Origin of the sequence: Lactobacillus bombicola, assembly GCF_900112665.1 — a bacterium.
In the GTDB taxonomy this organism is placed as follows: domain Bacteria; phylum Bacillota; class Bacilli; order Lactobacillales; family Lactobacillaceae; genus Lactobacillus; species Lactobacillus bombicola.
Genome location: NZ_FOMN01000008.1, coordinates 1 through 25,812 on the forward strand (window position 1 = coordinate 1; position 25,812 = coordinate 25,812).

23 protein-coding genes are annotated in these 25,812 nt (G+C 34.5%); 3 read left to right on the plus strand and 20 right to left on the minus strand.

Annotated elements, in window-relative coordinates; all coding sequences use genetic code 11:
• Positions 1-637 precede the first annotated feature (637 nt).
• From serS to BM203_RS06440, 3 genes are all read right to left on the minus strand, one after another.
• On the minus strand, positions 638-1,945 hold the full coding sequence (gene serS / locus BM203_RS06430; RefSeq protein WP_090093653.1) for a serine--tRNA ligase: 1,308 nt from the start codon (positions 1,943-1,945) through the stop codon (positions 638-640).
• A gap of 368 nt (positions 1,946-2,313) precedes the next feature.
• Positions 2,314-2,847: a GNAT family N-acetyltransferase gene (locus tag BM203_RS06435; RefSeq protein WP_090093655.1), complete on the minus strand. Its 534-nt coding sequence runs from the start codon at positions 2,845-2,847 to the stop codon at positions 2,314-2,316.
• Positions 2,847-3,452, minus strand: coding sequence for a TVP38/TMEM64 family protein (locus BM203_RS06440; protein ID WP_182431376.1), 606 nt, complete (start codon positions 3,450-3,452; stop codon positions 2,847-2,849). The genes BM203_RS06435 and BM203_RS06440 overlap by 1 nt, the downstream gene beginning before the upstream one ends.
• A gap of 173 nt (positions 3,453-3,625) precedes the next feature.
• On the opposite strand from BM203_RS06440, the gene BM203_RS06445 reads away from it, so the two are divergent.
• Positions 3,626-4,402, plus strand: a complete 777-nt coding sequence (locus BM203_RS06445) for an alpha/beta hydrolase fold domain-containing protein (RefSeq protein WP_090093658.1) — start codon at positions 3,626-3,628, stop codon at positions 4,400-4,402.
• Between the two features lie 82 nt (positions 4,403-4,484).
• On the plus strand, positions 4,485-5,861 hold the full coding sequence (locus BM203_RS06450; RefSeq protein ID WP_090093660.1) for an NAD-dependent succinate-semialdehyde dehydrogenase: 1,377 nt from the start codon (positions 4,485-4,487) through the stop codon (positions 5,859-5,861).
• Positions 5,862-5,905: 44 nt separating this feature from the next.
• Here BM203_RS06450 and BM203_RS06455 read toward each other — a convergent pair whose 3' ends face one another.
• The 17 genes from BM203_RS06455 to BM203_RS06535 form a co-directional block, all read right to left on the minus strand.
• Positions 5,906-6,907, minus strand: coding sequence for a zinc-ribbon domain-containing protein (locus BM203_RS06455; RefSeq protein WP_090093662.1), 1,002 nt, complete (start codon positions 6,905-6,907; stop codon positions 5,906-5,908).
• 129 nt (positions 6,908-7,036) lie between these two features.
• The gene (locus BM203_RS06460; protein WP_090093664.1) at positions 7,037-9,901 is read right to left on the minus strand and encodes an MMPL family transporter; all 2,865 of its coding nucleotides are present in this window, start codon (positions 9,899-9,901) and stop codon (positions 7,037-7,039) included.
• A gap of 14 nt (positions 9,902-9,915) precedes the next feature.
• Entirely contained in the window at positions 9,916-10,479 is a 564-nt protein-coding gene (locus BM203_RS06465; RefSeq protein ID WP_090093666.1) for a TetR/AcrR family transcriptional regulator, read from the minus strand.
• A 136-nt stretch (positions 10,480-10,615) separates the two neighbouring features.
• The gene (locus tag BM203_RS06470; protein ID WP_090093668.1) at positions 10,616-11,518 is read right to left on the minus strand and encodes a serine hydrolase; all 903 of its coding nucleotides are present in this window, start codon (positions 11,516-11,518) and stop codon (positions 10,616-10,618) included.
• A 14-nt stretch (positions 11,519-11,532) separates the two neighbouring features.
• Positions 11,533-12,450, minus strand: a complete 918-nt coding sequence (locus BM203_RS06475) for a magnesium transporter CorA family protein (RefSeq protein ID WP_090093670.1) — start codon at positions 12,448-12,450, stop codon at positions 11,533-11,535.
• A gap of 108 nt (positions 12,451-12,558) precedes the next feature.
• Positions 12,559-13,863 carry an extracellular solute-binding protein gene (locus BM203_RS06480; protein WP_090093672.1) on the minus strand — a complete coding sequence of 435 codons (1,305 nt, stop codon included), beginning with the start codon at positions 13,861-13,863 and terminating at the stop codon, positions 12,559-12,561.
• Between the two features lie 297 nt (positions 13,864-14,160).
• Complete coding sequence (locus tag BM203_RS06485; protein WP_090093674.1) at positions 14,161-15,471, minus strand: extracellular solute-binding protein; 1,311 nt, start codon at positions 15,469-15,471, stop codon at positions 14,161-14,163.
• A 49-nt stretch (positions 15,472-15,520) separates the two neighbouring features.
• A complete protein-coding gene (locus BM203_RS06490) occupies positions 15,521-16,816 on the minus strand; it encodes an MBL fold metallo-hydrolase (RefSeq protein ID WP_090093676.1) in 1,296 nt (431 codons plus the stop codon).
• Entirely contained in the window at positions 16,800-17,624 is an 825-nt protein-coding gene (locus BM203_RS06495; RefSeq protein ID WP_090093678.1) for a carbohydrate ABC transporter permease, read from the minus strand. The genes BM203_RS06490 and BM203_RS06495 overlap by 17 nt, the downstream gene beginning before the upstream one ends.
• Entirely contained in the window at positions 17,624-18,490 is an 867-nt protein-coding gene (locus tag BM203_RS06500) for a carbohydrate ABC transporter permease (protein WP_090093680.1), read from the minus strand. The genes BM203_RS06495 and BM203_RS06500 overlap by 1 nt, the downstream gene beginning before the upstream one ends.
• Positions 18,490-19,575 (minus strand): ABC transporter ATP-binding protein, encoded by a 1,086-nt coding sequence (locus tag BM203_RS06505; RefSeq protein WP_090093681.1) that lies wholly within the window; start codon positions 19,573-19,575, stop codon positions 18,490-18,492. The genes BM203_RS06500 and BM203_RS06505 overlap by 1 nt, the downstream gene beginning before the upstream one ends.
• A 350-nt stretch (positions 19,576-19,925) precedes the next feature.
• The gene (locus BM203_RS06510) at positions 19,926-20,792 is read right to left on the minus strand and encodes a DNA/RNA non-specific endonuclease (protein ID WP_090093683.1); all 867 of its coding nucleotides are present in this window, start codon (positions 20,790-20,792) and stop codon (positions 19,926-19,928) included.
• Positions 20,793-20,887: 95 nt separating this feature from the next.
• Positions 20,888-21,841 (minus strand): exonuclease domain-containing protein, encoded by a 954-nt coding sequence (locus BM203_RS06515; RefSeq protein WP_090093685.1) that lies wholly within the window; start codon positions 21,839-21,841, stop codon positions 20,888-20,890.
• The gene (locus BM203_RS06520) at positions 21,841-22,668 is read right to left on the minus strand and encodes a Sir2 family NAD-dependent protein deacetylase (RefSeq protein WP_090093687.1); all 828 of its coding nucleotides are present in this window, start codon (positions 22,666-22,668) and stop codon (positions 21,841-21,843) included. Before BM203_RS06520 ends, BM203_RS06515 begins: the two co-directional genes overlap by 1 nt.
• 13 nt (positions 22,669-22,681) lie before the next feature.
• Positions 22,682-23,317, minus strand: coding sequence for a DUF421 domain-containing protein (locus BM203_RS06525; protein ID WP_199688754.1), 636 nt, complete (start codon positions 23,315-23,317; stop codon positions 22,682-22,684).
• A gap of 12 nt (positions 23,318-23,329) precedes the next feature.
• Entirely contained in the window at positions 23,330-23,779 is a 450-nt protein-coding gene (locus BM203_RS06530; protein WP_090093690.1) for a DUF3290 domain-containing protein, read from the minus strand.
• Positions 23,780-23,972: 193 nt separating this feature from the next.
• Complete coding sequence (locus BM203_RS06535) at positions 23,973-24,659, minus strand: PAS domain-containing protein (protein WP_090093692.1); 687 nt, start codon at positions 24,657-24,659, stop codon at positions 23,973-23,975.
• 160 nt (positions 24,660-24,819) lie between these two features.
• Between BM203_RS06535 and BM203_RS06540 the strand changes: the two genes are divergently transcribed.
• Positions 24,820-25,734: a proline-specific peptidase family protein gene (locus BM203_RS06540; protein ID WP_090093694.1), complete on the plus strand. Its 915-nt coding sequence runs from the start codon at positions 24,820-24,822 to the stop codon at positions 25,732-25,734.
• Positions 25,735-25,812 lie beyond the last annotated feature (78 nt).

Genomic DNA, 25,812 nt, shown 5'->3' on the forward strand with positions numbered 1-25,812 from the left:
AGCGTTCGTCCTGAGCCAGGATCAAACTCTCATTTTTTATATGTTTGTTTGAATGTTTGCTCATTCTTTCCAAGATTCGCATCTCGGATTTATTTGCTTGCGAATTGACTTCGCTCATTGTTTTGGGTTCTTTTTAAACCCGCACACTTTTGCGAAAACATTATTCAGTTTTCAAGGTACTACCCGCTCCGCTTATTAGCGGTGCTTTTCTATTTTATCAGATGCTCTCGACTGTGTCAAGAACTTTTTTCTGACCCCCGCTGCCGCTTCTTTAAACAACAGCGCTTTTTATATTACTAAACTCAGTCGCTTTTGTCAACTGGTTTTTTATATCTTTTTTGCTTTATTGCAGTACTGTCTAGTACTCTCAAGCACAGATAATACTTTACTATTTTTGTTTTAATTAGTCAAATATTTTTTTAGTTCGTATATTAGTCTGATTATTTAATAAATCTACTTTTCTTTTTAAAATAAAAATTGATATTCCTGTAATTTGTGAAAGCAATGTCCATTAATTATTCGTAATTTATCCCTTTTCACTTTAAATTAACTATAAAAATTTATTTCAAAATAAATTTACCTTTAAATAAAAAGGCTACTCCTAATAATTAAAAAACTTTTAGGAGTAGCCTTGCTTTTAGATTAAGCTAGGATTTTTAGTAATTTTGGTCATACCACCCATATATGGCACCAAAACTTCTGGTACTGTAACTGTACCATCTTCATTTTGGTAGTTTTCTAAAATTGCCGCAACTGTTCGCCCAACTGCTAAACCAGAACCATTAAGTGTGTGTGCTAAATGAAGTTTACCATCTTCATCACGATAGCGAATTTGTGCTCGGCGCGCTTGAAAGTCTGTACAATTTGAACAACTTGAAATTTCACGATATTTATCCTGCGCTGGCATCCAAACTTCTAAGTCGTAAGTTTTTGCACTTGTAAAACTTGCATCACCCGTTGCAAGTGCAACCACATGATAAGGTAAGTTTAATTTTTGTAACAAATGTTCCGCATTAGCTGTTAGTTTATCCAGTTCTGCCCATGAATCTTCTTGTTTACAAATCTTTACCATTTCAACTTTTCTAAATTCATGCATTCTAATTAATCCACGTGTATCCCGTCCAGCTGAACCAGCTTCACTTCTGAAAGCAGGCGACATTGCTGTTACATTTATTGGTAATTTATCTTCGTGAATAATCTCGTCACGGAAATAATTAACTAAAGGAACTTCAGCTGTTGGAATCAATGTTAAATCTAATTGTTTTTCCGGATCATCATTATCAACAATTGTATAAACATCTTCACGGAATTTAGGAAACTGCCCGGTACCTTGCATTGATTCTTCATTAACTAAATATGGTGGAATCATTTCGGTATAGCCCGCCTTTATGTTTTCATCTAAAAAGAAATTGAAAACTGCACGTTCTAAAAGTGCTCCAGCCCCTTTATAATAAACAAAACGTGCTCCTGTAACTTTAGCTCCACGATCCCAATCCAAAATATCTAAATTAGTTCCTAATTCCCAATGAGCTTTTGGCGTAAAAGATAGCTCAGTTGGATTATGCCATTTACGCACCTCTTGATTATAATCTTCATTAGGCCCGATTGGCGCAGAATCGTCTGGGAAATTAGGTAGACGAAGCAAAATATAATTTTGTTTTTCAGTCAATTCATTAACTTGTTCATCTAATTGCTTAATTTCATCACCAACTTGCCTCATTGCGGCAATTGCTTCAGTCGCATCTTCTTTATTTCGTTTAGCAGTAGCGATTTGTTTGGACACTTGGTTACGTTTTGCCTTTAATTGTTCACTTTGATTCAAGTCCTCACGACGTTCTTGGTCAATAGCAATTAAATCGTCCAATTCTGCTGGCTTAACACCACGTCTAGCCAGCTTATCTTTTGCCCAATCTAAATTATCACGTATCACTTTGATATCTAACATAATTTTCCCTCCATAAAAAAGAGCTGATTCATCCCTAAATTGGGACGAATCAGCTCAATACATGTCTTCGCGGTGCCACCCAGTTTCAATTGCATTAGCAACTGCACTTAATTAAAATGGCGATAACGGTGCCCTTTTCCGTGTAACTCTTAATTACCCACATTATTGAAGTCTGGAAACGACAGTTATTCGCTTTCACCACAACGCAAACTCTCTAAAAACCATCTTAGGACTCCGTGTTTGTGTTTATTTTAAGCTATTCTGCTTCTTTACGCAAATAGTAATTATTTGTAATTTTAAATTTTTAAGCTTGTCATATATTACTGCCCTTTAATAACTTAGATAGTTAAAAGAACTATTAACTCAAATCAATTCAACTCAGTCTTAAGCCATTCCGCTTTTTTAAGTAAAAAATATTTTTCTTTGTACGTAAATAAAGGATTAATTTTATGCAAATCAATTTCATACTGATAATGAAAGCCCAAACGCTTAAGTAAATTTTGTGATTTTACATTATTTGTAAATGTACCTGCCCAAATTTCTTCTTGCCTAAGTTGATTAAAAGCCAAGTCAAATAACATCGTCAATGCTTCAGTCATATAGCCATGTCCAGTATATTCTTTATCCAATAAAAAGCCGACCTCTTTTGTCTTTAACAAATCAGCTTCATTAGTTCCTCGTTCGTATAATTCAGCCAAACCAATTAATTGCTTGCCTTGCCTCAAACAAATTCCATAGCTATATTGCCGATTAATGTATTGTTTAACTGCCACTTGGGCCTGCTTTAAGTCTTGATAAGATTGAAAGCCAGCCGCATCTTGATAAGATTGATCTTGACCCCACTTTAAAATCGTCGGTGCATCTGTTAGTTCAAACGAACGTAAATAAACTCTGTTAGCCATCACTTACCAACCAGTTTTAAAAGCCAATCCATCCCAAACATTAAAGCAAAGCTATAGGCAGCTATAGTCCAAGGTTTACCTAAAACTATAATCCAAAAATAAGTTGAAAACTTCATTTCAGTTAATCCGGCAAGTAAACAAAGAACATCGTCAGGGGCCATCGGGGCGACAATACAAATACCAAAGAACCAATTAAACTTACGTTGGTTTTCTGTCCATTTAATATATTTATCAAAAGTCTTTTCTGAAACAATATGTAAAATAAACGGTTTACCATAAAATCTGGCTAAAAAAAAGTCAATGATTGATCCGATACAAACACCAACATAGTTATAAATAAACCCTGCAAGTGGGCCAAAAAAGACCACACCACCTAAAAGTGATACACCTCCAGGAATTATTGGGAAAACAACTTGCATAATTTGAATTAAAACAAAAATTATCGGTCCACTGATTCTTTTATCAGCTAAATATGCTTTCATTTTAGCTTGACTAGTAAAAATTCCTAAGCGATACCAATAAATACACAAAAGAATAATAACAATCGCACTGACAATGGTCAGAATATTAATCAATCTTCGACTGGCTTTAGCTGACAAATGCATAATTTACCTCCATTTATTAGTTCTCATTCTACCAAAAAAATAATCTAATTGATTCATTTTTAGTTAATTAAGGATAATGTTTTAAAGATTTTAAAGATTTGGCTTAAATAGCTGTTGTAATTACATTCTATACAATTATATACATGTTATACAATATATTAGGAGGTTATAATATGACTCAAATTATAAATAATCTTATTTACGATAACTCAAAGAATTTAACTGTTGACCTTTATCTACCAGAAATGCCCGTTGCAAACAAAATCTTGATTTTTTGGCATGGTGGAGGTTGGTTTCGCGGCGATAAAAACGAACTAAAACAATTATGTCTTAAAGTAGCAGCACACGGATTTTTAGTATTTGCACCAAATTATTCACTCGCGCCTGCATCTACTTTCCCCACTGCTCACGCTGATAGCAACAAGTTTGTCAAATGGCTATTTAATAGCAAATATACTAGTTCAAACACAACCATTACACAAATAGGCGCAAGTAGTGGTGGCACAATTGCACTTTATCTAGCTGGTAAATACGGCTTCCCAACTGTTACTTGGTCAGCACCAGTCAGCTATTCTTCTTGGATAAAAAATCATCCCAAAGTCAAGCCGGCCAAAAATGCCCAAAAAGAACTGGGTTTAACAACACTAAACGATATTAATGATGCTTTTTACAAATTTTTCACCCTAACATATGCAGGATCAAGTGATACAACCATCCTGGAAAAGCTTGATGCTGCATCATACAATTATCAAAATTTACGCCAATTATTAATGATTAATTCAACTAAAGAACTAGTGGCAACCCGAGACTTACTTGATTTTATTGCAACTTTAGCCCAAAAAAATCATGGTATAGATCTTAAATTGATAGCTGGCTCTAAGCATGCTATGTCCTATTCAAAACAATATCTTGATGAATCAATTAACTATTTAATCAAAACCACTGGATAATTTTTTGTAATTACACCGTACCTTTAGCTTGAAAGCGATTTACAATATGTTAAAAGGTATAATTAAAATTAAGGAGATAATTATGGCTAAATATCAATCAATTAATCCATATACTAATGAAGTCTTGGCAACATTTAGCAACCCTACAGCAGAGCAAGTTGAAGATGCTATTAGTTTGGCTCATGCTTTATACCAAAAATGGCGTCACGAAGCACCAAGCAGTCGCGCAAAAACTTTACATGAAATTGCTAATAATTTATATAAAAAGCAAAAATTAATGGCCGAAATTATGACCCAGGAAATGGGAAAATTAATCACTGAAGCCAATCATGAAGTTGAACTCTGCGCTAAAATATGTGATTACTATGCCGAGCATGGTGCTGAGATGCTTAACCCCGAGCCTATTAATTCTAATCTGGGTCAAGCCTATTATTTAAAGCAAGCAACTGGAGTTGTCTTGGCTTGTGAGCCATGGAACTTTCCACTTTACCAAGTAATTCGGGTTTTTGCTCCTAACTTTGTAGTTGGTAACCCTATTATACTTAAGCATGCCCACAATGTACCACAATCTGCTGCTTTAATTGAAAAAATTATTAAACAGGCTGGCGCACCTGAAGGTAGTTTGATCAATCTTTATCTAAATTATGATCAATTAAATAAAGTTATGGCTGATTCACGTATTCAAGGCGTTGCTTTAACTGGTTCAGAACGTGGCGGAGCTGCAGTCGCTGAAAATGCTGGTAAAAATTTAAAAAAAGCCACTATGGAACTTGGAGGTAACGATGCCTTTATTGTACTAGAAGATGCTGATTCAAAAATTTTAAAACAATTACTTTACTCGGCTAGAACCTATAATGCCGGCCAAGTATGCACTTCTTCCAAAAGAATTATCGCTGTTAAGTCTAAATATAAAGAGGTTTTAGCTCAATTAAAGGATGCCTTCTCAAGCTTATGTGCTGGTGATCCATTAGATAGTAAAACAACTTTAGCGCCAATGAACTCATACATCGCTAAAGAAAAATTAACTAGTCAAGTTGAAGAAGCAGTTGCTAATGGCGCTAAAATTTTTTATCAATATCCAGAAATAAATTCAACAGGTGCCTTTTTCAGACCAATCATTCTAACCAATGTCACCAAAAATAATCCAGCATACGATCAGGAATTTTTTGGTCCCGTGGCAATTGTGTATGAAGTTAACGATGAAGATGAAGCAATTGCTTTAGCCAATGACTCAAGTTATGGGCTTGGTTCATCTATTATTAGTAAAAACACTGACCATGCCCGTAGCGTTGCCGCACAAATCGAAACTGGAATGACTGTGATCAACGGAACTTGGATTAGTTCAGGTGAATTGCCTTTTGGTGGTATTAAAAAATCAGGCTATGGTCGTGAACTTAGCAATTTAGGTTTGCTAGCCTTTGTTAACGAACACTTAGTTATCGATATGCCAGCAAAATAATTAACAATAATAAAAAGCAGGACACACATAGTCCTGCTTTTTTATTACCGCAATTTTTCTCTTATCAAATTATAACCTGTTAAAAAAGTTGTCATAATACTGGATAAAATCAAAAAATACGTCGAGGTACCAACCGAAACAGCATAAAGCAAAAATTCATTAGTAATATTTTTCAAAAGACCCTTCCCTGCAACATTAATACTAGAAAGTCTAATAATTAAATAAATTAAGAAAATTGATTCAAGTAAAGATAAACTGAATGCTAATAAACGTCTTTTCTTGTTGTCTTTCAAGGTACTGTAAATAATACTCAATGGAATTAAAACAATTAATAACCAAATTAAACAAAGTAATACACCTGAAAGTCTTGTCTCACCTGAAGAAAATAGATGCCCTGCTAACCGAAATATAACCCGCGTAATTGACATTTTTCCCGTATAAGTAACATCAGATATCGAAGCACCTGAGCCAGCAAACATTACAATTAAATTAATTACGGCCATTAAAATAACTAAAAGTTGGCTATAACCGTAATGTTGCTTACTAAAGGCCTCTTGGTTTGCTTGTTGTCCTCTATTTTTTATAACCTTTCGTTTGGAATTTGCAACACTATTAAAGGTATTAGAAAATATTTGATTGACTTTTTCAGTTAGGCGCCGATCAACAGTGTAGCGCTCAATTTTTTCACTACGGATACAAACTACATAAAGCCAGACTAATAAAGCAAAAAAGCAAATCCAACCGATACTACGTGAAAAGCTCATAAGTATCAATAATGTAATTCCTAAAAGCATGACTATCATACTATTGACGCGTAACCATTCTAACATCTTTTGCACAACTAGATTTTGTTTTTGGGGATAAAATTCTTGCCGGTATAATTTGCGACTAGCAATTCTTTCACCGGTTTTATCATTTTCATAATTTGCTTGTAAATGTTTATCAGTAAAAAAAGTATCCCGATATTTTTGTAAATCAAAATGACATTTAGGACAAATTTTATCATTATCAGTAATTGGTCGATTACAATTTGGACAAGTAGTCATAACACGCACCCTTTTGTACATAATATTTGTTACCTTTATCATAAAACAAAAAGTACAATAAAGAAAATTTCTTTATCGTACTTTTTTACTTAATTTAATAATTACTACTTTTCAAAAGACTTGGTTAAATTAATCCTTTACCCGTCTATTCTTTTTCATTGAAATTCCTTCATAAGTCAACTTAACTGCAGCAGACAAAGTGATTGGCATAATAAAGACCAAAATGATCAAACCAATGATTACAGTTAAAGCAACTTCAATTAAAGTTGGTATACCAGATGGAATTAATGCCGCAAAAGTACCGCCAAGAATAATTGCAGCAGAAATAACAACTGTTCCAATAATTCCACAGGCTTTAAGTATGCGGTCACTAGGTCTATTGCCCTCCAGAGCACGGTAACGTGTCATCAAGAAAATGCTGTAATCAACACCCAGAGCAATCAAAAGAATGAATCCAAAGAATGGCGTATTCCAAGTTATCATGTCTTTATTTAGAACTGCTTTAACTACCCATTCACTAATTGATAATGAGCAGAAGTAAGCAATCAATAATGTGCCCAAAATATAAATCGGTTGTAACAAAGATCTAGTTACAAAAATCAGGGCAATCCCAATTCCAATCAGCATAATAGCTGCCGTTCTAATGAAATCTTTATTAGCAACTTCCTTAATGTCAGCAATTTTTGAGCTTTCGCCGCCCATTGCTACTACTGCATTTTTAAGGCGCGTTCCAGCAAATGATTTTTCAGCCATTAAACTTAAATCTTGGGCTTTTTTAGTTGCTTCAGTGCCACTTGGATTAGACTTAAAGACGATCATTAACATTGCTGATTTTTTGTCAGGACTAAGATAATTTTTAATTGACGTTTGGAAAGTATCATTTTTAATAAATTCCCTTGGAATATAAAAGGTATCTGCTGCAGACGAACTCGCTAGTCCAGTCAAGTAAGTAGCACCCTGGCCTAATCCACTGTTAACTTCATCAACACCGTTAGTAATCTTAGGGGTACTTGAAGCTAATTGGTTAGCTCCAGAATCTAATTGACCAACACTTGAATGTAATTGACCAATTCCACCATTTAAACTGGTAGCTCCGGTATTAAGTTGCCCAGAAGCCGTTGCTAAACGTCCAACACCAGACTGTAATTGACCCATTTGTCCAGAAACATCTGGCATTGAAGCTGAAGCTTGCGCCCATGATTTTTCAAGAGCAGCACCTGCAGCTTGCATAGCAGCCATTTTTTGCTGTGCTGTTAAGCCAGGTAAGCTACCAATGCTTTTAGATAAATTGGCCTTATAACTTTGCTCTAAGGTCGCTTTAGTCTGTTGTTGCGCACCTGCTAGTCCCTGCGTCCCACTTTGTAATTGAGAATTCAACTGATTAAGACCGCTACTCATTTGCGCAGTGCCAGTCTGCAATTGACCAGCTCCACTTTGAAGTTGACCAGTACCAGTTTGCAATTGACTGGTACCATTAGCTAATTGGCTAGCACCAGCAGAAACCTTTTTTGATGCTTGACTCAATTTACCTAAACCCGCACGTGCCTGATCAACCCCTTGATTAACAGTATCCAATTGATTCTTTACATATAATTGATCAATACTTTCGCCATAAGGTTGGGTAACCGAGGTTACAAAAGATACATCTTTTGAAGCCTGTAATTGTCTAGTTAACTGATCTAACAGGCGCAAATCTGCTTCATTATCTAATCGATGCTTACTTTTAATATAAAGAACTGATGGCTCAGCCATTCCCTTAGAAAAGTCTTTTTCAACAACTAGCATTCCAGCCTTAGCTGGAACGCTATTTTCAATTTCATCAGTATCATCGTAATTCAAATTGCCCGAGTACATTAAAGCAAAAGGAGTAACTACTACTGCTAAAACAAGTAAATAAATAATTGGGTGGGCTAATGTTCCTTTAGAAATACCGTGCCATAACTTGTCTTCATGTTCACCAGTAAACTGCTTTACTGGCCAAAACATTTTTTTGCCTAAAACCGCCATAAAGAATGGATTTAACGTTAACAAAACGATTAATAAGACAGCGACCCCGACTGCAACTCCAACTGCAGACTGATAAATAGAAAAATTAGCTAAACTTAAGGCGGAAAAGCCGATTAAAATTGATGATCCCGAATATAAAATTGTTTTACCAGCAACTTTTAGTGCATTTTTCATTGCTTCATAACGGTTTAGACCCAAACCCAAATCTTCTTTAAACTTATCATAGAGTAAAATATTGTAGTCGGTACCTATTCCAAATAAAACAATAATCATAAAGACTTGCGTGAAATTCGAGAATGGGAAATTTTGATATTTCACTAAGTTAGTTACAATTGAAAAAGAAGTAATAAAGGATACGCCAACTGTTAATAATGAGATTAACGGTACAATTGGTGACCTAAAGACAATAATCAACACGATAAAAATAAAGACAATCGTAATTGCTTCAGTCTTTTTAATTCCTTCTTGAATCGAATTAGAAAAAGCATTTTGTAAGACATCTGCACCAGTGATATAAGTTCTAACGCCATTAGTCTTAACTGCACTAGTTAATTCTTTTTCTACTTCATTAATTGGCGCGTGATTTTTAGCAACATTAATCTGCATAATCCAAGTTTTATTATTCTTAGACTTTAATTTATTCTTAGTTGCAATGTTATCATCAGGAGCCAATATTTGCTTAATACCATAGTCATCCTGGTTGTTTTTAAGCTTGGCTACAGTTTGATTAATCGCATTTTTATCATCCGCTGATATCGTGCCCTTCTTTTTATTGAAAACAACCGCAATTTGATAGGTATTTTTTTGTTTTGGACCCCAGTCATTCTGAATTGATTGAGCTACTTCACTTTGAACGTCTTGTGGCAGGGAAACATTCGAGTGCTCGCGTGTTAACCCAGTAATATCTGGCAAAGCCACAACAGAAATAATTAAAATTAAAATCCATGCAATTAATGAAAAAATATGATTTTTTAGTAGTTTTTGCACTCTACTTTTCCTTTCTAATTTTGTAAAATATTTTTCGGCTGAACTAACTGTAAAACTAATTCATGATAACCTTGATCAGCTTGGGCACTAGTTTCACCAACAAACGATGCCGAAACATCCAGAAAAACATAACCCAAAACTGCGCCAATTAAAGAATGGAGTGAAACTGTACTGTCACTGCGTAAATGTAATTTATCAGCCAATGCAATTACATTCATAATTTCTTGTGTAATCGCATCGTCTTGTTGATATTCATTCAAATGATACAAGATACTAAATAGTGCTGGGTCATTTAAAATAAAGTTGCGAATAATATCAGCAAATTTAAGCAATGCTTCCTTCCCGGATAGACCTATTAAACTATCTGTTAATACAGTAATCATAACTTTAATTCGGCTCGCACCAACTAAAGATAACAATTGCTTACGTCCTGATACATAGTGATACAAAGATTGTGAACGAACACCTAATTCATTAGCTAAATTAGGTAAGGTAGTAGCAGATAGACCCCGCTGAGCAATTAATTCAGTTGCCTTAGTAATTATTTTATCCAGGTCAAGACTTCTTTTTTTTACCAATTTCACTCCTCCTTTTACGGCATAGTGAATAATATAGCACTACACATTGAAGAATACAATCTACAATCTGTAAATTATTTTTAAGATCCTTAATAACATAAAAAAGAATTCAAAAACTGAATTCTTTTTTATTAAACTATTTAAAAAATTTATTAACTACTTTACCTAACTGACTAAAATTATGATCACTATTGCTTAAAATAGCCATACAGTATGTATGCCCACCCCTTTGAATCAGAGCAACATTAGCTTTTTTGTCACCGATAGCATAAATTAATCCACTGCCTGTTTGTCCAATTTTGGGCTTATTTTTAACTGAACTTAAGACACCTAAAACCCGGTTAGAGTATTGCCTATTCAAGGTCTTATTTTGATAAAGATTTATCATAATTTGAGCCAGATCTTTAGCTGTGGTTGTTGCAACAAACTTAGGTTTCACTTTAGTATCCACTAAACCCATTTTTTTGATAACAAAATTAACTTGGGTTAGTTTTACCTTTCTTAAAAGTACATTAGTGGCTGTTTGACTGCCATTCATCATTGCCTGTCTTAAATAGGTAATGCCATAGCCGATTCCTGGTTGCAATATTTTTTCATCTTTTACCACATCTGCTTTCTTTACCTTAATAACCGTTTTACTAGATAATTTATGGTGTTGCTCTTGATAATAAATAGTTAATAATAAAAACAAGCGACTAACCGAATTAACACTGTGAGCCTTGGAAATATTAGCAACTTGAGCAAATTGATTATTGTTAAGATCCTTTAAATAAACTTGGTAACTTTGCTTTTTACCCATTGTCTGCTTTATTTTTTTAGCCCAGACCAATTTACTACCACCCGTAATCTTAACTTCGCGCGGATATTCTATTTCTGCAGTATGTGGTTCTTTTATCGACTTAGACTTATTACCATTCCTTTTTTGACTTTGTCCAATAATTTTAATATCTGCATTTTTAGTCTGTTTTAAATTAACAGTATAAAGCATAAAGGCTAGTAAAGTTGTAATAATTGATCCAACAAATACTTTATTTTTCATAAATTTACCTCAATTTAGAAAAAATGATGACGTTTCATTAGAACAATTAGCCAAACCATCAATAAAACTGTCAATACGATAATTATTACCCAGTCCAAAGAACTATGCCCTACTGGTAAACTGACATTCATGCCATAAAAGCCCGTTAAAATTGTTGGAATCGTTAAAACTAATGACCAGACAGTTAAAAACTTCATCGTATCATTTAAATTATTATTCATCATATTATTGGATGTAGCTGACAAAGTTTTTGTTACTTGCTGCGAAATTTTAACCATTTCGGCGGCTTGATTTGATTCAATTAAAACATCGTCAAGACTTTCGCGTGCTTTTTTAGTGAAATCTAATTCTGATAATTTTAAGCTATGAATCATCATTGAATTAGTTTGGATTGAACTAGATAAATAGACTAAACTCTTTTCAATATTTGATAATTCCACTAAGTCCTTGTTATTAATATCTCCTGATAATTTTTTATCAAGACTATTGCGCTCATCATCAAGCTGCGTGATTGCTCTTTGAAAATATTGTGTGGCATATAACATAAATTTCATTAATAACTCAGTCACATCTTGAGAATTGGATAATTCTCGTCGCATTGCATAATCATTAAATTCGTCAAATACATAACCAGTTGCTTCAGTATGGAAAGTAAAAATATTTTCTCCAGATACTAAAAAAGTAATGGGATGCGCCGTAAAATGTTTAATTACTTGCGTAGGCCAAATTGGTACGTCATAGATTAATAAATGGATTTTTGTATAAGTGTCGTAGTCATAATGTGGTCGCTCATGCCGATCAGAAATATATGAAATCATATCAGAAGTAAAATTGAAATCATCTTGTAGCTTTTCACTATCATCTTCACTTAAATTATTGATATCAAACCATTTATATTTAGTTGCTACTGGAAATTTTTGCTCTTTTATCATTTTTCACCCCTGGCTATTTAGTTAAGCAATTAGTAGATTTTTATAACAATATTATCTTACCATTCAAGTAAAAAAACACTAAATAAAAAACAGGCATTAGCCTGCTTTTTATTGCTGCCAAGCAGCATTAAATTTGATTTTACCGGTTCTAATAGTCTGTTCAACATTTCGATTTTTTTGACCAGCAACTAAAATCGATTGCATAATTGGTGTTAACTGACCAAAAGTTGCATTTGCATTTTTAATTACAGGAACACTATATAAGGAGTTGGTATTCATAAGCTCATTTAAATGAGCTGGTAATTTAAATTCACTATTAGCTTGATAACTATCAGCCTGAACTGCCTTTTGATTAACTGGAATATATCCAGTTGCTTTAGCCCATTTTAATTGGCTATTTTTAGCAGTTAAAAACTTCATAAATTTAAAGGCGGCTGCTTTTTGCATTGCACTAGCACGGCTGAACATATAAATATCTGTTCCTTGCTGCAAAGTATACTTTCCCGGTCGAGCTGCTATATCATAGGTTAAACCCTTTTTACTAGCCTGCTTAATCCAAGTTTCCGTAGATGATGATGTTATCAGCATCGCCAATTTTTGATTAGCAAACGGAATATATAGATACTTATCCGAACCGGGCATTCTAAAATAACCCTCTTTTTCACCAGCAACAAAGTAATTAATAACTTTACTTGATTCTTCACCTGTAAAATCAATTTTACTTGAAAAAGCTTGTCCTTGATTTTTCATTCCTAATACATAGTAATTATTTAAATTATCAAAGCCAGCTCCAACAACTTGGTGGTGACTCTTTTCATAAACAGTCTGGGCAGCCTGCTTTAATTCAACCATCGTTGTTGGCACCTTATTAATGCCATATTGTTTGAGCAGTTTTGGATTATAGACAAGCACTTCAATTGATTTGTTAAATGGAATTCCATATTGGATGTTATTAATTTTGGCACTAGCCAACAATTCTGGTTTAATTTCAGAAGCTTGGCTACTGCCCCAACCAACATCTTTGTTATTTATATATGGAGCTAGATTCTGAAGCATTTTATTTTGGGCAGCGCTTTGTAACCAACCTGGATAGGCCTGAGTAATTGTTGGTAAATTTTTAGGAGATGGCAAAGTTGCCGTTAATTTAGCTTGCAAATCATCATAATTTCCTTGTTGTTCAAGTTTTATTTTTATTTGGGGATTCTTTTCTTCAAAATCCTGAACTAAACTTTTTAAAGTATTTTCTTGTGCTCCCTGCATCCCATGCCAAAAGGTTACCGTAGTCTTTTCTGTTATTTTCGGAATTTTATTGGAATCAACGGTTGAGGATGGCTTATTGCTTGAGCAAGCTGTAGTTACAAATAAAGCTAAATTAGCAACGATAAAAGTCGCTAGCTTTTTAGCAAAGTTCATATTATTTCCTCCAAAATTTATCTATATTTAATTAAACTTAGTAAAATTTAAGTCTTGTTTATTGTAAAGCAATAATGGTTAAATTACAATTAAAAGCACAATAAAATTCGTATTTATTTACTATTGATACATTTAGGCAATAATAAAGTTCGCTTTTTATGCGTTTACATCAAATATATCTTTTATACACCATTGCCCTGTTCATCTTAATAATTAAGTATTTAATTACAAAAATAAGCCCTAAAAGTGAGACACTTTTAGGGCTTATTAGTTTTTAAATTAATTGCTATTTAATTTTTATTGTTTCCAAGCAGCCGCAAATTTTGCTTTACCCGAATTAATTGCGTTATCTACATCTTGCTTCTTCTGCGCAGCAGCTAAAATATTTTGCATAATTGGATTAAGTTGACCATATGCAGCCCCAGCATCTTTAACAACTGGAACGCTGTAAAGATTCTTCATGGCATCTTCTAACTTAGCCGGAAGTTTAATCTGCTTATTATCTTTGTATTCAGTTGCATCAGCAGCTGCATGATTAACTGGAATGTAGCCAGTTGCATTAGCCCACTTAAGTTGACTAGCTTTAGAAACTAGAAACTTAATGTATGTAAATGCAGCAGCTTTTTGTTCAGCTGTTGCATGATTAAACATGTAAATATCGGTTCCTTGTGACATTGTGTATTTTCCAGGACGAGGAGCAACATCATAAGTAAACTTATCACCAACACCTTGCTTAACGAAACCTTCACCAGCCGAGGTACCAATAAACATTGCTACCTTTTGGTTAGCAAATGGGCCTGAAAGATAGTGTTCTGAACCAGCCACTCTAAAGTAACCAGCCTTAATACCGTCAGCATAGTAGTTAATTACCTTCTTTGAAGTAGGACTGGTAAAATCAATCTTACTTGAGAAGTCGACTCCTTCATTTTTCATTCCCAAAGTGTAGTAGTTTGACAATGAATCAAAACCAGCACCAACAACTTTGTGATTACTCTTTTTGTAAATTATTTCAGCATCCTGTTTCAATTCAGCCATTGTTGTCGGTGCCTTTTTAATACCATATTTTTTAAAAATATCTGCATTATAAGTCAAAGTTTCAATCGATTTATTAAATGGGATGCCGTACTGCGTACCTGCGATTTTGGCACCGTCAAGTAGGGCTGGCTTGATATTAGAAGCTTTGCTACCACCCCAACCAACAGCTTTGTTATTAATGTACGGCGTTAAATCAACCAACATTTTATTCTTAGCAGCTGTATAAAGCCAATCAGGATAAGCCTGGGTAATTGTTGGTAAGTTATTAGGTGATTGCAAGGTCGAATTAATCTTGGCCTGCAAGTCATTATAGGCACCCTGATTTTCCAACTTAACCTTAATCTTTGGATTTTCTTTTTCAAACTCCTTAGTTAAACCCTTAAGCGTTTCTTGCTGGACACCTGTCATTCCGTGCCAAAAAACGATATTAGTTTGCTTAGTTACTTTAACAATTTTTTCAGAATTATCGGTGCTAGATGACGAAGACGAATGACTACCATTAGAACAAGCAGCAGTCCCGATCAAAGCCATACCAGCAGCAAAGGCTGCTATAATTTTTTTACTAAACTTCATTTAGTAAACCTCCCCAAAAATAAAAATTAAACAACAAGTTTTTGATTAACTAAAGCGTAATTGTTTGATTACGCTTTGGTAAAATCCGTTTTCCAAAAGGGTTCTCCTCAAGCTCCGGATGCAGTGTGTGCACCGGAATAAGTGCTTTAGGTTGAACCTCGCTAATAATTTGCTTAAGCTCTTTTTCATCCGCATGACCTGAGCAACGTAAAGCTTTAAATTCAATCTTTCTATCCATTAATGTCTGTATAAAAGGCTCATATGCTGGATCAAAATCACCTAGTGGTTCAGCATTAGAATGAATATATAAACCTCCTACTTGCAAATCACCATAATTTTTAACTACTTGCCAGAGATACTCATGATTATCAGCAAGCAGTTTCTCATAATCAACTGCCAACTGCGGATTTAAATTTGCAATTTTCTGCTCTCCTGGCAAGTAATAATACAAGTAATCTTGTTGCAAGCTTTCTTTTAGTAAATGTGCTCTCTTAGCATGCAGCACTACCTTGCGCGGTGAAAGTTCAAGCAAACGTAACAATCGTTCTACATTAGTTGGATAGGTATTAAAAGTTAATTGCCGTTTTTCATTAACTCGTTCAAGCTGGATGATTTGGTCAGTTAACTCAATTTCAGTTCTGGGACCAGTAAATTCTGCACTAGGTTGAACCTGCTTTTCCTCAGGCCAAGAAACTCCAGTCCCTTCAACAATTAACGCATCACAGCCCCTAGCAGCAGCTAAAAATTGATGTACCCAATCAGGATGATAACCATGCAATCGGATATCCCCCGTATAAGCCAAGGTCTGATTGGGAGTAGTAATAATTAAACCAGTTGCACCATATGCATCATGATCGCTGGGCCAAATGGTTAGTGTTATTTCTCCGATATGAATTGGTACTTGATACTTAGCCGCAATAATTGGCCTAGTATAATTAGGTTTGTGCCCTGCTGCTGGCAAGAGAAAATCTCCATTTTCATTTAAAACAGGTAATAACCGAGCTGTAAGTGGACCAGCATAAAGCGGAATTTCTGGAGCCAAAAAATTCAGAGCTTTACTATGATCAAGATGTAAATGCGACATATATGCTGCAGCGTGCTCCCAACGTTGATAATCAATTGGCTGGCCAGTAAGTAATGGATCATAGAAGTTAGGCACATCCCCAATCAACTGGTTTTTAATTAGCGTTGAATAACTTTCATCCGGCAATTCTAATTCCGGCCGATATACTTCACCCAAGTCAAACAAAACATGTGACTTGTTATAAGCAACCTCAATCATCGGTCCGCCAATTGTTGTTAACCCATTATAAAAAGTAATGGTTGTTTTATCCTTTAAGGTCATTACGCACCACCCCTTTAATAATCTGTTTTCTAAAAATGAAATACAAAACTAAAACTGGCAAAACGGTTAAAGTAGCTGCAGCTAGTTGCAATTGCGTCTCACTACCTGCATCTGAAGCAAAAGAAGATAAACCATTATTGAGTAAGCGCATTGTATCTTCATTAGTTACTAATAATGGCCAAAGAAAGGAATTCCAACCAGAAATAAAACTTAATAAGCCAACTGTGAACAAACCACTTTTAGACATGGGCACAAGAATTTTCCAAATATAGTCCCAATCGCTTGCACCATCAATCATTGCCGCCTTATAAATAGTTGTTGAAATTGACCCAAAATAGCTTTGTAAATAATACATATAAAAAATCGAAGTTAAAAAGGGAAGGACCAGGCCTATATAAGTATTAAGTAAGCCCATTTTTGCAATAGTATTGTAGTTAGTAAAAATTATTGCTTCTCCTGGAACCATTAATAATGACAGTAAAATCATTTGCACAAGGCCTTTACCCTTAAAGCGCAAATTAACCATCGCAAAGGCACCTAAAAGTGAGTTAAATAAACTAACCAAAGTTGTCACGCTTGCAGTTAAAATTGTATTAAAAAAGTAACGAGCAAAGGGCGCTCTAGCAAAAACTTTCGCATAATTATTCCACTCAAAATGATGCGGAATTAAGGTCGGGGGAATTGAAGTTGTTTCCTGAAAGCTCATTAATCCACCCAAAATCATATAAACAAAAGGAAAAACAGTAATTATTGCAAAGATAAACAAAATGAGGTAACTGATCAAAACCCCAAAACGTATTCGTTTCATTAATTTTCTCCAATCTTCTTTATCATTTTCCGTTGCAAGAACGTAGCAAACAAAATGAGGAGAAATAAAATTACTGTTGCTGCCATTGCTACACCAGGAGTACCGACAATTTGAAATTTATTATAAATATAAAAAACAGCTGTAGTACCTGAGTTACCAATTCCTGCTTGACCATTAAATAAGGCATAAACCGAAGTATAAATTTTAAAAGCACCAATAATATTCATTGTTAGTAAAAATGCTAGAGTGGGTACCAATTCTGGCATAGTTATCCGCCAAAATTTATCTTTGTCGCTAGCACCATACATATCAGCAATGGTATAAAAATTAGGGTCAATATTACGTAATGCTCCCATTAAAATGACAATATTAAAAGCTAGTGATGTCCAAATACCAAAGATAATAATCGTTACCAATGACCAAGCAGGATCATCAATCCAGTTAGGAGCTGGTAAATGCAATAAGCGTAAAATAAAGTTAAGCATGCCATAATCACCATTAAAGATATAACGAAATACTATCCCAATGGCGATTGTTGAGGTAACATAGGGCATAAAAAAGGTGGTTTCAAAAAATGATTGGTGCTTAACTTTATCAAAAATAATCCAAGCCAGCATAATCGAAATAACCAAACCAAGTGGGACAGAAATAATGGCATATAAAGCAGTGTTTCGAAGTGCAAGCCAAAATTCAGGATCATGAAAAATATACTGATAATTATTTAAACCGCTCCAATGTAAGTCAATCAATGAGCCGCTTTGAAAACTCATTCCCAATGCACGCAGAATGGGATAAATGCTAAATAGCGTAACAAAAATAATGGTTGGCGCTAAAAATAGCCATGCCTTTTTCTGATTTGTCTCCATTAGTAAACGCGCTCCCCACCTGGTGTAAAGATAAATATACGATTAAATTTCAGCTGTAAGGTTACTTCATCACCTGGTTGAATCGACTCTTCTAAATTAATCAATGACCGAGCTTGCACTTGATCATAGGTGAACTTTAAGATTCGCTCCCGACCAATTAATTCAACATCATCAACCTTAACATGCAAAAATCCATCTTTTTGGGGCGTAATATTTTCAGGACGTACTGATAATATATATTCACCGTTTGGCAAATTGCGCTTAAAGCGGGAGGCATCAAGCAAAGCAAGTGGGATGGTGAATTGGCTTGAACGCAATTCCTGATCTGTTTTAATAACTTTAAAATTATCAATTACTGGGTTGCCGATAAAATTTGCGACAAAGTAATTATTTGGTTCCAAATAGAAATTTTGCCCTAAATCATCTTGTTGAATGATCCCATCATTAAATAAGATAATCTTATCGCCTATTGACAATGCCTCTTCTTGATCATGAGTTACAAACAAAGTAGTAATACCAACTGATTTAACTAATGAGCGAATTTCCTCACGAATCTTTAAACGTAATCTAGCATCTAAATTACTTAATGGCTCATCCATTAAAAGAATCTTTGGTTCTTGAACTAAAGCCCGAGCTATAGCAACACGCTGCTGCTGTCCACCTGACAAATTACCTGGCTTTTGATCAGCAAGATCCATAATCTGCGTCAATTGCATATACTTTTGTGCCACTTTTTTAGCTTCAGCTTTAGAGCGCTTGTTCTTGCCAACTGTTAAAGGAAACATTACATTTTGTAAAACTGTCATATGAGGATATAAAGCATAGTTTTGGAAAACATACCCAATATGGCGATCTTTTGGTGCAACTTTAACCATCGATTTACCATCAAAAAGAATCTCACCAGCAGTTGGATTAAGTAAGCCAGCTAACATATTTAAGATAGTAGTTTTCCCACAGCCTGAAGGTCCTAGAAGACAGACCAAATCACCTTTTTTAACAGAAAAGCTTACGTTCTTAATCGCCTCGTGACCATTATCATAAACCTTTCTCAGATTTTTTACTTCAACGAATTTGTTGTTATCCATTAATTTGTACCACTATCAATTTGTATCATATTAATTCTCTTCTTTACTTAATTTTAAAATAAAATCGGTTTTAATACAACTAAGGCTTTGCATTAATAGTTCGTTTTATACCCCCAAAAATTGCCAACACCTATTAATAATATTCGTTTTAACTTCTCAAACAGGGAGTTATTAATATTTTTTTGGAGTAAATGTTCTGATTTTTGCTACATGAAAATACACAAAAAAAGCAACATCCAATAATGCTGCTTTAATTTTTACGCTTATTTATTATTAGTCAGATTATCCGAACAATTACTATCTTTTTATTATTTTCACAGAAATTAGCAAAAATAAAATTATAAAAATAATTAATATACCTGTCTCACTTGCATTTCATGATTTATCCTTGCTCGTCCATCGCTATAATCAAAGGAGTAGCCAGGCTCAACATTAAACAAATAAACGTTAAAATCTAAACTATTATCGGTAGAAATAGCTTGTAAATTGATACCGCGAGCCATTAATTCTTCGCCACGAAAAATCGGCGTTGCTTGATATATAACACGTTTCCTTTGCCTTAACGCCTGTCTAACCTTACTTTCAAAAATAGTTTGCACTTTTTGATTTGAAAAAGCTGATTGGGTAAATAAATTTTTAGGGTTATTTTGATCACCAGTCATAGTATCAGGATTATAATTTCCCTCTGCGTCAATTCCAGCAGAAATTGAATAAGCAATCAAGTGCCCCCGATTATAAATTTGACTGCCGTTACGGCGATTGTAATGCCAACCGGTTGGCGCCACAAATTGCCGCGTCCGAAATTCACCATTGGCAATGTTTCTTTTTTCTAAAAAAGCAGTATTAGAGTGGGAAGTGCGATTTAAATCATCTAAATTTGAATAAATGACTCGATTGACCTTCCAGGCCTCCTTAATTAACGTCGAATGATTGCCGTTGACAGGTATATAAGCTGCTGTACCACTTTTAAAATCAATCCTTGCTAACTTATCATAATCTTCTTTAGCTAAACCTCCATATGCCTTTGCTGCGGGTTTGGTATGGTCAATTTTATTATCACTTGGTTGCTCATTTTGAGTAAATTGGTTGATTGTCTGGTGACCACTAGGATCGGTCCCGCCCTTAGTTATAACAAACCAAACTAAAAATAGGATAATAATTACTAGAGCCCAAAAGTCATTATTATTACTACTATTTTTTTTTCGCCTACGTGCCATTCAAATACTCCCTGAACTAATAATAGTTAAGTATATCTAATCGAACCTTTGTTTGCAACAGCAAAAAAGCAAAGCTGCAATGCTTTGCTTTTTAGTTAACTTCTAGCCCATTCATCAATCATATTTAAAAAGTAGCTTTCAGACAAGCGCTTAATTTTAGCTCCTGCTCGATTATATTTCTGTGCTTGCTGCCACAAAAAATTATTTTTACTAAAAAATCCTTTATCTGCTAAAACTACATAGTTCGTATCAGCTTGAACTGCAATTTGCCCTTGGCCACCCAAATTATTAACCATCTGGATAGCCTCAGACTTACTCATACTTATCTCGTCACTAAATACAATTTTTTTATTATTAATTGGAGGATGAATTCCTAGATCCGCTGGTGCTAATTTAGGTCCTAATAAATCAATATTTTTTAGCTTAGCTTGTGCCTTCATTAATAATTGATCAGTAAAGTGCATGCGAAAGTCATCATAAACTTTTTTGGTAGCAAGCGAATCAGCCAAACCGTGGTGCTCTTCAACTTCTGCAATTCCTGCTCGCTGCATACAATCTAACAATCGATTACGTTTAAAGGGATAGTAAACACGAGCTAAACGTAAAACATCAACATAATCATTACTGAGGCGCGGCAAGTTAAACTTTTGGGTTAAATCATACAGAAAATTTAAATCAAAATTAACATTGTAGCCCACAATAATGTCCTCACCAATAAATTGTCGAAACTCCGCCATCGCTGTCTTTACTGGTATACCTTTACTACATAGCAATTCTTCGGTAATTCCATTTAAATTAGTAATAAAAGTGGGCACATGATTAGACCGCGGATAAACCACTAATTGGCTAAATTGATTAACGACTTTGTTATTTCTAACTTTAATTGCCCCAAGTTCGGTTACATGATCACGGTATGGATTAAGCCCAGTGGTTTCAATATCTAGTAAAGTATAATCATCAATAAATGCTGGCTGTTCTTGCCCTTTAGCCCGCAATTTGTTTTGGGCATCTGCAACATGTAAAATACCATTCGTAATAAAGATACTCATTACTTGTTCCCCTCAATTAAAGCCTGAACTAAGCTAGCTGAATCAGTATTAACAGCGGCACTACGGTTTTGCAATGTTAACGGCAACATAGCTTGAGTATAATCTGCTGCAACATATGACCATTGCTTATATTCGTCCACTAAGTGGATAATTGGTTCAAATAATTGCGGACTTGTTTCATCAACGCCGAGCTCTAAAAAAACAGTTTTTGTAGCTTCATTTCCAGTTAAAAACCAACGAAAACGAGCGTTAGCATCACTATCAGGATAGAAATGTGAAGTAATTGGCAGATGAATTTCCAGCGGTTGACCACAAACAGCACACTTAGGTATAAGTTTTTCAATATCTGTTAAAACTGTAGTTGCCGCAATTTGGGTAGTAACTTTGGTCGCATTTTTTAAACCATGATTAATTCCACTAGAACACTGCATGTTAGTCCAATTACCAAAAATGTTAAAGATTCGATTTTGATTAAAACCCGCTTTTTCAAAAAAATTACCAAATGAAGCAGTAGCAATAAAGTACTTTTTCTTGTTCAGAAGCTCTTTTAATTGTTTCATTGTCGCACTTGGTTTATACATGAGCGAATACTTATTGATTAACTGACTCCAAATAAACCACTTTTCAGACCAGGCTAATTCCTTTAAATCTAATGCTGAACCAATTGAATGAACGTCATACTTTTTGGCAATTAACGGAAAGTCTTGGTCAAAGCTATCTTGTCCTAACAAATCCAATCCTTCTAATTTAGCAAACTTATTTCCAGCAATAACAATTATTACTTCGGCCTCGTTAACTAGCTGTTGCGCTTTAATCAAATTTTCCATTCAGAGCTCTTTTCTATTTTTGCTTGTAATCAGTAAAAGAAACCTCACCATCTTCAATATCAGCTAAAAAGATATCACTAAAGTCCTGGTAGCCTGCTGCTTTAATCTTTCGTTTTAACCAAGCTTCATCCTTATTCAAAAATTCTAATGCATCTTCATTAACTTGGCCATCATTGATAAGCGGAAAATGAAGATTTTTTTCATCCTTTTTAATTACAGTAAGCTGTCCATTTTTTTCAAAGATACAGTTTTTAACCTTATCCACAGAATATATTCCTTGACTACGAAGCTTAAACATTAGCTCATTGGCAGATATTCCAACTGTCAAGCAGTTTTTAACCAATACTTTGCCATTTTTGATAATTTGGATAGGTTTGCCATCAATTATTGTTCGCACAAAGTTACTATGCTCACGGGCAAATTTTAAAATAAAGACTACTAGTGTCCATACGATTAAAACTAATAAAAACTGCAATACACTAATATTGGCATTATAAATTACGCCACCAATAATGCCACCTAAAACATAATTCTGCAGTTGATCTAAGGCAGTAGTTGGAGCAATGTTACTTTTACCGAAAACATTAATTTGAAAGATTAATGTTACCACACCTAAAACAAATTTAATAAAAAGTTGCGTATAATCCATCCTGATTGCCTCCTAGTCTTTTATATTAACGTCGTGGTTAATTACATGAGCTTGTTTCAAAGAATATGTATTGTTATCATTATTCAGTTCTAACTGATAGTCAATATCTTTAGAATTAATTCTTACAATTATGCCATCTTTTAATGTTGTTGAATTTACCAAAACATCAGAAACAGCCACACCATTATCTTTAGCTACAGACTTAATGAATGGAGCAATTTGTTCCGACTGTGATTTAACTAAGTTAGTTTGTACGTACTCTTCATATTGAGTACCCACAAATAATAAGAGAAACAATAAAGCTATTATCCCCAAATCACGATAACGCGTATCAAAACGATGGCGCAAATAAAGTGCAGTAAAAGCAATTAAAGTAAGTGCTGCAATCGCAATCAACGCATATAAGATTGTTTTATTAGTATTTTGATTTTGTTCAATATACTTAAGCGTGTAAAAAACCATAATAATTCCACCTCTGCTAAAATTTTCTCTAGATAACTCCCGATAATACGCTTAAAACTAATCTTACTATTTAACCATCTCTAAAAGCCTATAGTTATTTAAGTTTGATTAGCCAAGTTAATAATCACATATAGTAATAGTATAACAAAAAGTGAGCAGACAGGTACTGCTCACTACTCAGAAATATTTAATTTTAATTACCAGCCTTAGTTGATGCACCGGTATGACCATCTGGCTTTGAATTATTCCGGTAAGTTGCACCTGTATTTGCATCTTCATCAATCACTAATTTTTGACCAGTAGTTTCACAAAAGTATTTAACTAAGGGGTATATATCTTGTACCCATTCATAAATGCCAACGTAGTGTCCCTCATCATCCTCAACTCGCTTATAATAGTGCAAAATAAGTTCTTGTAAATTACCAGTCGGTACAGGCATATAAACCGTATCATGTCCAGCTTGTTTATGACGTAAAGCATGGACTACTTTTTTAGCTGCAGGAATTACCTCACCAATATGCGGATGCACCGCGCCCATTGAACTCCCTACTTGTGCTGGTACTCGTTTAGCCTTCATCTTAGCCTGCTCATCAACTGGACGGTTATACCATAAAAATTGGTTGTTATCATCAACAAAAGTTAGTTCACCAATCGTATTCCGCAACATCCAATTAAGTTGATTAACTGTTAATAAACCACAATCAAGTTTGACGTAATCGTCACCACTTGCCGCATTAGTTTTTGCTGCTGCCTTTTCTAACCAATCTGGATCATCTTTATCAATTCCACTGACAGTATACCTACTCTTATCACTAGCCGCAAAATCTTCCTCTAAATATTCAGCTCTATCCATGTCTTTAAGCCATTTGGGTTCGGTCATTTTTTCTTTTTTCCTCCCGACAAGTAACTATTTTTTAAAGCAATTATAACATGAAAGCGCTAATATATGGTATACATAGCAATTTGATTTGTAGCTTCGTGCTTTTTATCTTAATTATGATAAGCTTAAAAGTAAAATTATAAAAATAAAGGAGCAAACTATGAAAACTGGCACTAAAATTATTACGTTAGATAATGGTTATCACTTATGGACCAATACGCAAGGACAAGGCGATATTCATTTATTAGCTCTACATGGTGGACCGGGCGGTAATCACGAATATTGGGAAGACACGGCTGAGCAACTGAAAAAGCAGGGTCTTAATGTACAAATTACAATGTATGATCAATTGGGCTCGCTTTACTCCGATCAACCAGATTATACAGACCCCAAAATTGCTAACAAATATTTAACTTATGAATATTTTTTAGATGAAGTAGAAGAAGTTCGCAACAAATTAGGCTTAGATAACTTCTACTTAATTGGTCAGAGTTGGGGCGGTCTGCTGGTTCAAGAATATGCAGTTAAGTATGGTAAACACTTGAAGGGAGCAATTATTTCGTCAATGGTCGATGAAATTGATGAATATGTTGCCGCTGTTAATCGCCGTCGTCAAGAAATTTTGCCCCAAACTGAAATTGACTTTATGCATGAATGTGAAGCTAGCAATGATTATGACAATCAACGTTACCAAGAAGATGTTAATATTCTTAATATTAATTTTGTTGATCGGCGGCAGCCATCAAAACTTTACCATTTACAAGATATTGGCGGTAGTGCTGTTTATAATGCTTTTCAAGGCGATAATGAATTTGTCATTACTGGAAAATTGAAAGACTGGCACTTTAGAAAGCAATTAAAAAATATTAAAGTACCAACTTTACTTACTTTTGGTGAGAATGAAACAATGCCAATTGCAACAGCCAAAATTATGCAAAAAGAAATTCCTAACGCCCAACTTGTAACTACGCCAGATGGTGGGCACCACCACATGGTTGATAATCCAGATGTTTATTACAAGCACCTGGCCGACTTTATCCGTGAAGTTGAAAGTAATCAGTTTTTAGGTAAATAAAATCAGTTAAAAAAACTCAATTCCGTCATTGCGAATTGAGTTCTTTTAATATGCTCTGACTACCATTTAAAACGTTAT

Excerpts from the sequence above, each read along its gene's own strand:
- BM203_RS06480 (WP_090093672.1), bottom strand. The coding sequence starts at position 13,863 with ATGAACTTTGCTAAAAAGCTAGCGACTTTTATCGTTGCTAATTTAGCT.
- BM203_RS06435 (WP_090093655.1), bottom strand. The coding sequence starts at position 2,847 with ATGGCTAACAGAGTTTATTTACGTTCGTTTGAACTAACAGATGCACCG.
- BM203_RS06540 (WP_090093694.1), top strand. The coding sequence starts at position 24,820 with ATGAAAACTGGCACTAAAATTATTACGTTAGATAATGGTTATCACTTA.
- BM203_RS06530 (WP_090093690.1), bottom strand. The coding sequence starts at position 23,779 with ATGGTTTTTTACACGCTTAAGTATATTGAACAAAATCAAAATACTAAT.
- BM203_RS06510 (WP_090093683.1), bottom strand. The coding sequence starts at position 20,792 with ATGGCACGTAGGCGAAAAAAAAATAGTAGTAATAATAATGACTTTTGG.
- BM203_RS06475 (WP_090093670.1), bottom strand. The coding sequence starts at position 12,450 with ATGATAAAAGAGCAAAAATTTCCAGTAGCAACTAAATATAAATGGTTT.
- BM203_RS06470 (WP_090093668.1), bottom strand. The coding sequence starts at position 11,518 with ATGAAAAATAAAGTATTTGTTGGATCAATTATTACAACTTTACTAGCC.
- BM203_RS06515 (WP_090093685.1), bottom strand. The coding sequence starts at position 21,841 with ATGAGTATCTTTATTACGAATGGTATTTTACATGTTGCAGATGCCCAA.
- BM203_RS06490 (WP_090093676.1), bottom strand. The coding sequence starts at position 16,816 with ATGACCTTAAAGGATAAAACAACCATTACTTTTTATAATGGGTTAACA.
- BM203_RS06520 (WP_090093687.1), bottom strand. The coding sequence starts at position 22,668 with ATGGAAAATTTGATTAAAGCGCAACAGCTAGTTAACGAGGCCGAAGTA.
- serS (WP_090093653.1), bottom strand. The coding sequence starts at position 1,945 with ATGTTAGATATCAAAGTGATACGTGATAATTTAGATTGGGCAAAAGAT.
- BM203_RS06440 (WP_182431376.1), bottom strand. The coding sequence starts at position 3,452 with ATGCATTTGTCAGCTAAAGCCAGTCGAAGATTGATTAATATTCTGACC.
- BM203_RS06450 (WP_090093660.1), top strand. The coding sequence starts at position 4,485 with ATGGCTAAATATCAATCAATTAATCCATATACTAATGAAGTCTTGGCA.
- BM203_RS06500 (WP_090093680.1), bottom strand. The coding sequence starts at position 18,490 with ATGGAGACAAATCAGAAAAAGGCATGGCTATTTTTAGCGCCAACCATT.
- BM203_RS06445 (WP_090093658.1), top strand. The coding sequence starts at position 3,626 with ATGACTCAAATTATAAATAATCTTATTTACGATAACTCAAAGAATTTA.
- BM203_RS06455 (WP_090093662.1), bottom strand. The coding sequence starts at position 6,907 with ATGACTACTTGTCCAAATTGTAATCGACCAATTACTGATAATGATAAA.
- BM203_RS06525 (WP_199688754.1), bottom strand. The coding sequence starts at position 23,317 with ATGGATTATACGCAACTTTTTATTAAATTTGTTTTAGGTGTGGTAACA.
- BM203_RS06495 (WP_090093678.1), bottom strand. The coding sequence starts at position 17,624 with ATGAAACGAATACGTTTTGGGGTTTTGATCAGTTACCTCATTTTGTTT.
- BM203_RS06535 (WP_090093692.1), bottom strand. The coding sequence starts at position 24,659 with ATGACCGAACCCAAATGGCTTAAAGACATGGATAGAGCTGAATATTTA.
- BM203_RS06485 (WP_090093674.1), bottom strand. The coding sequence starts at position 15,471 with ATGAAGTTTAGTAAAAAAATTATAGCAGCCTTTGCTGCTGGTATGGCT.
- BM203_RS06505 (WP_090093681.1), bottom strand. The coding sequence starts at position 19,575 with ATGGATAACAACAAATTCGTTGAAGTAAAAAATCTGAGAAAGGTTTAT.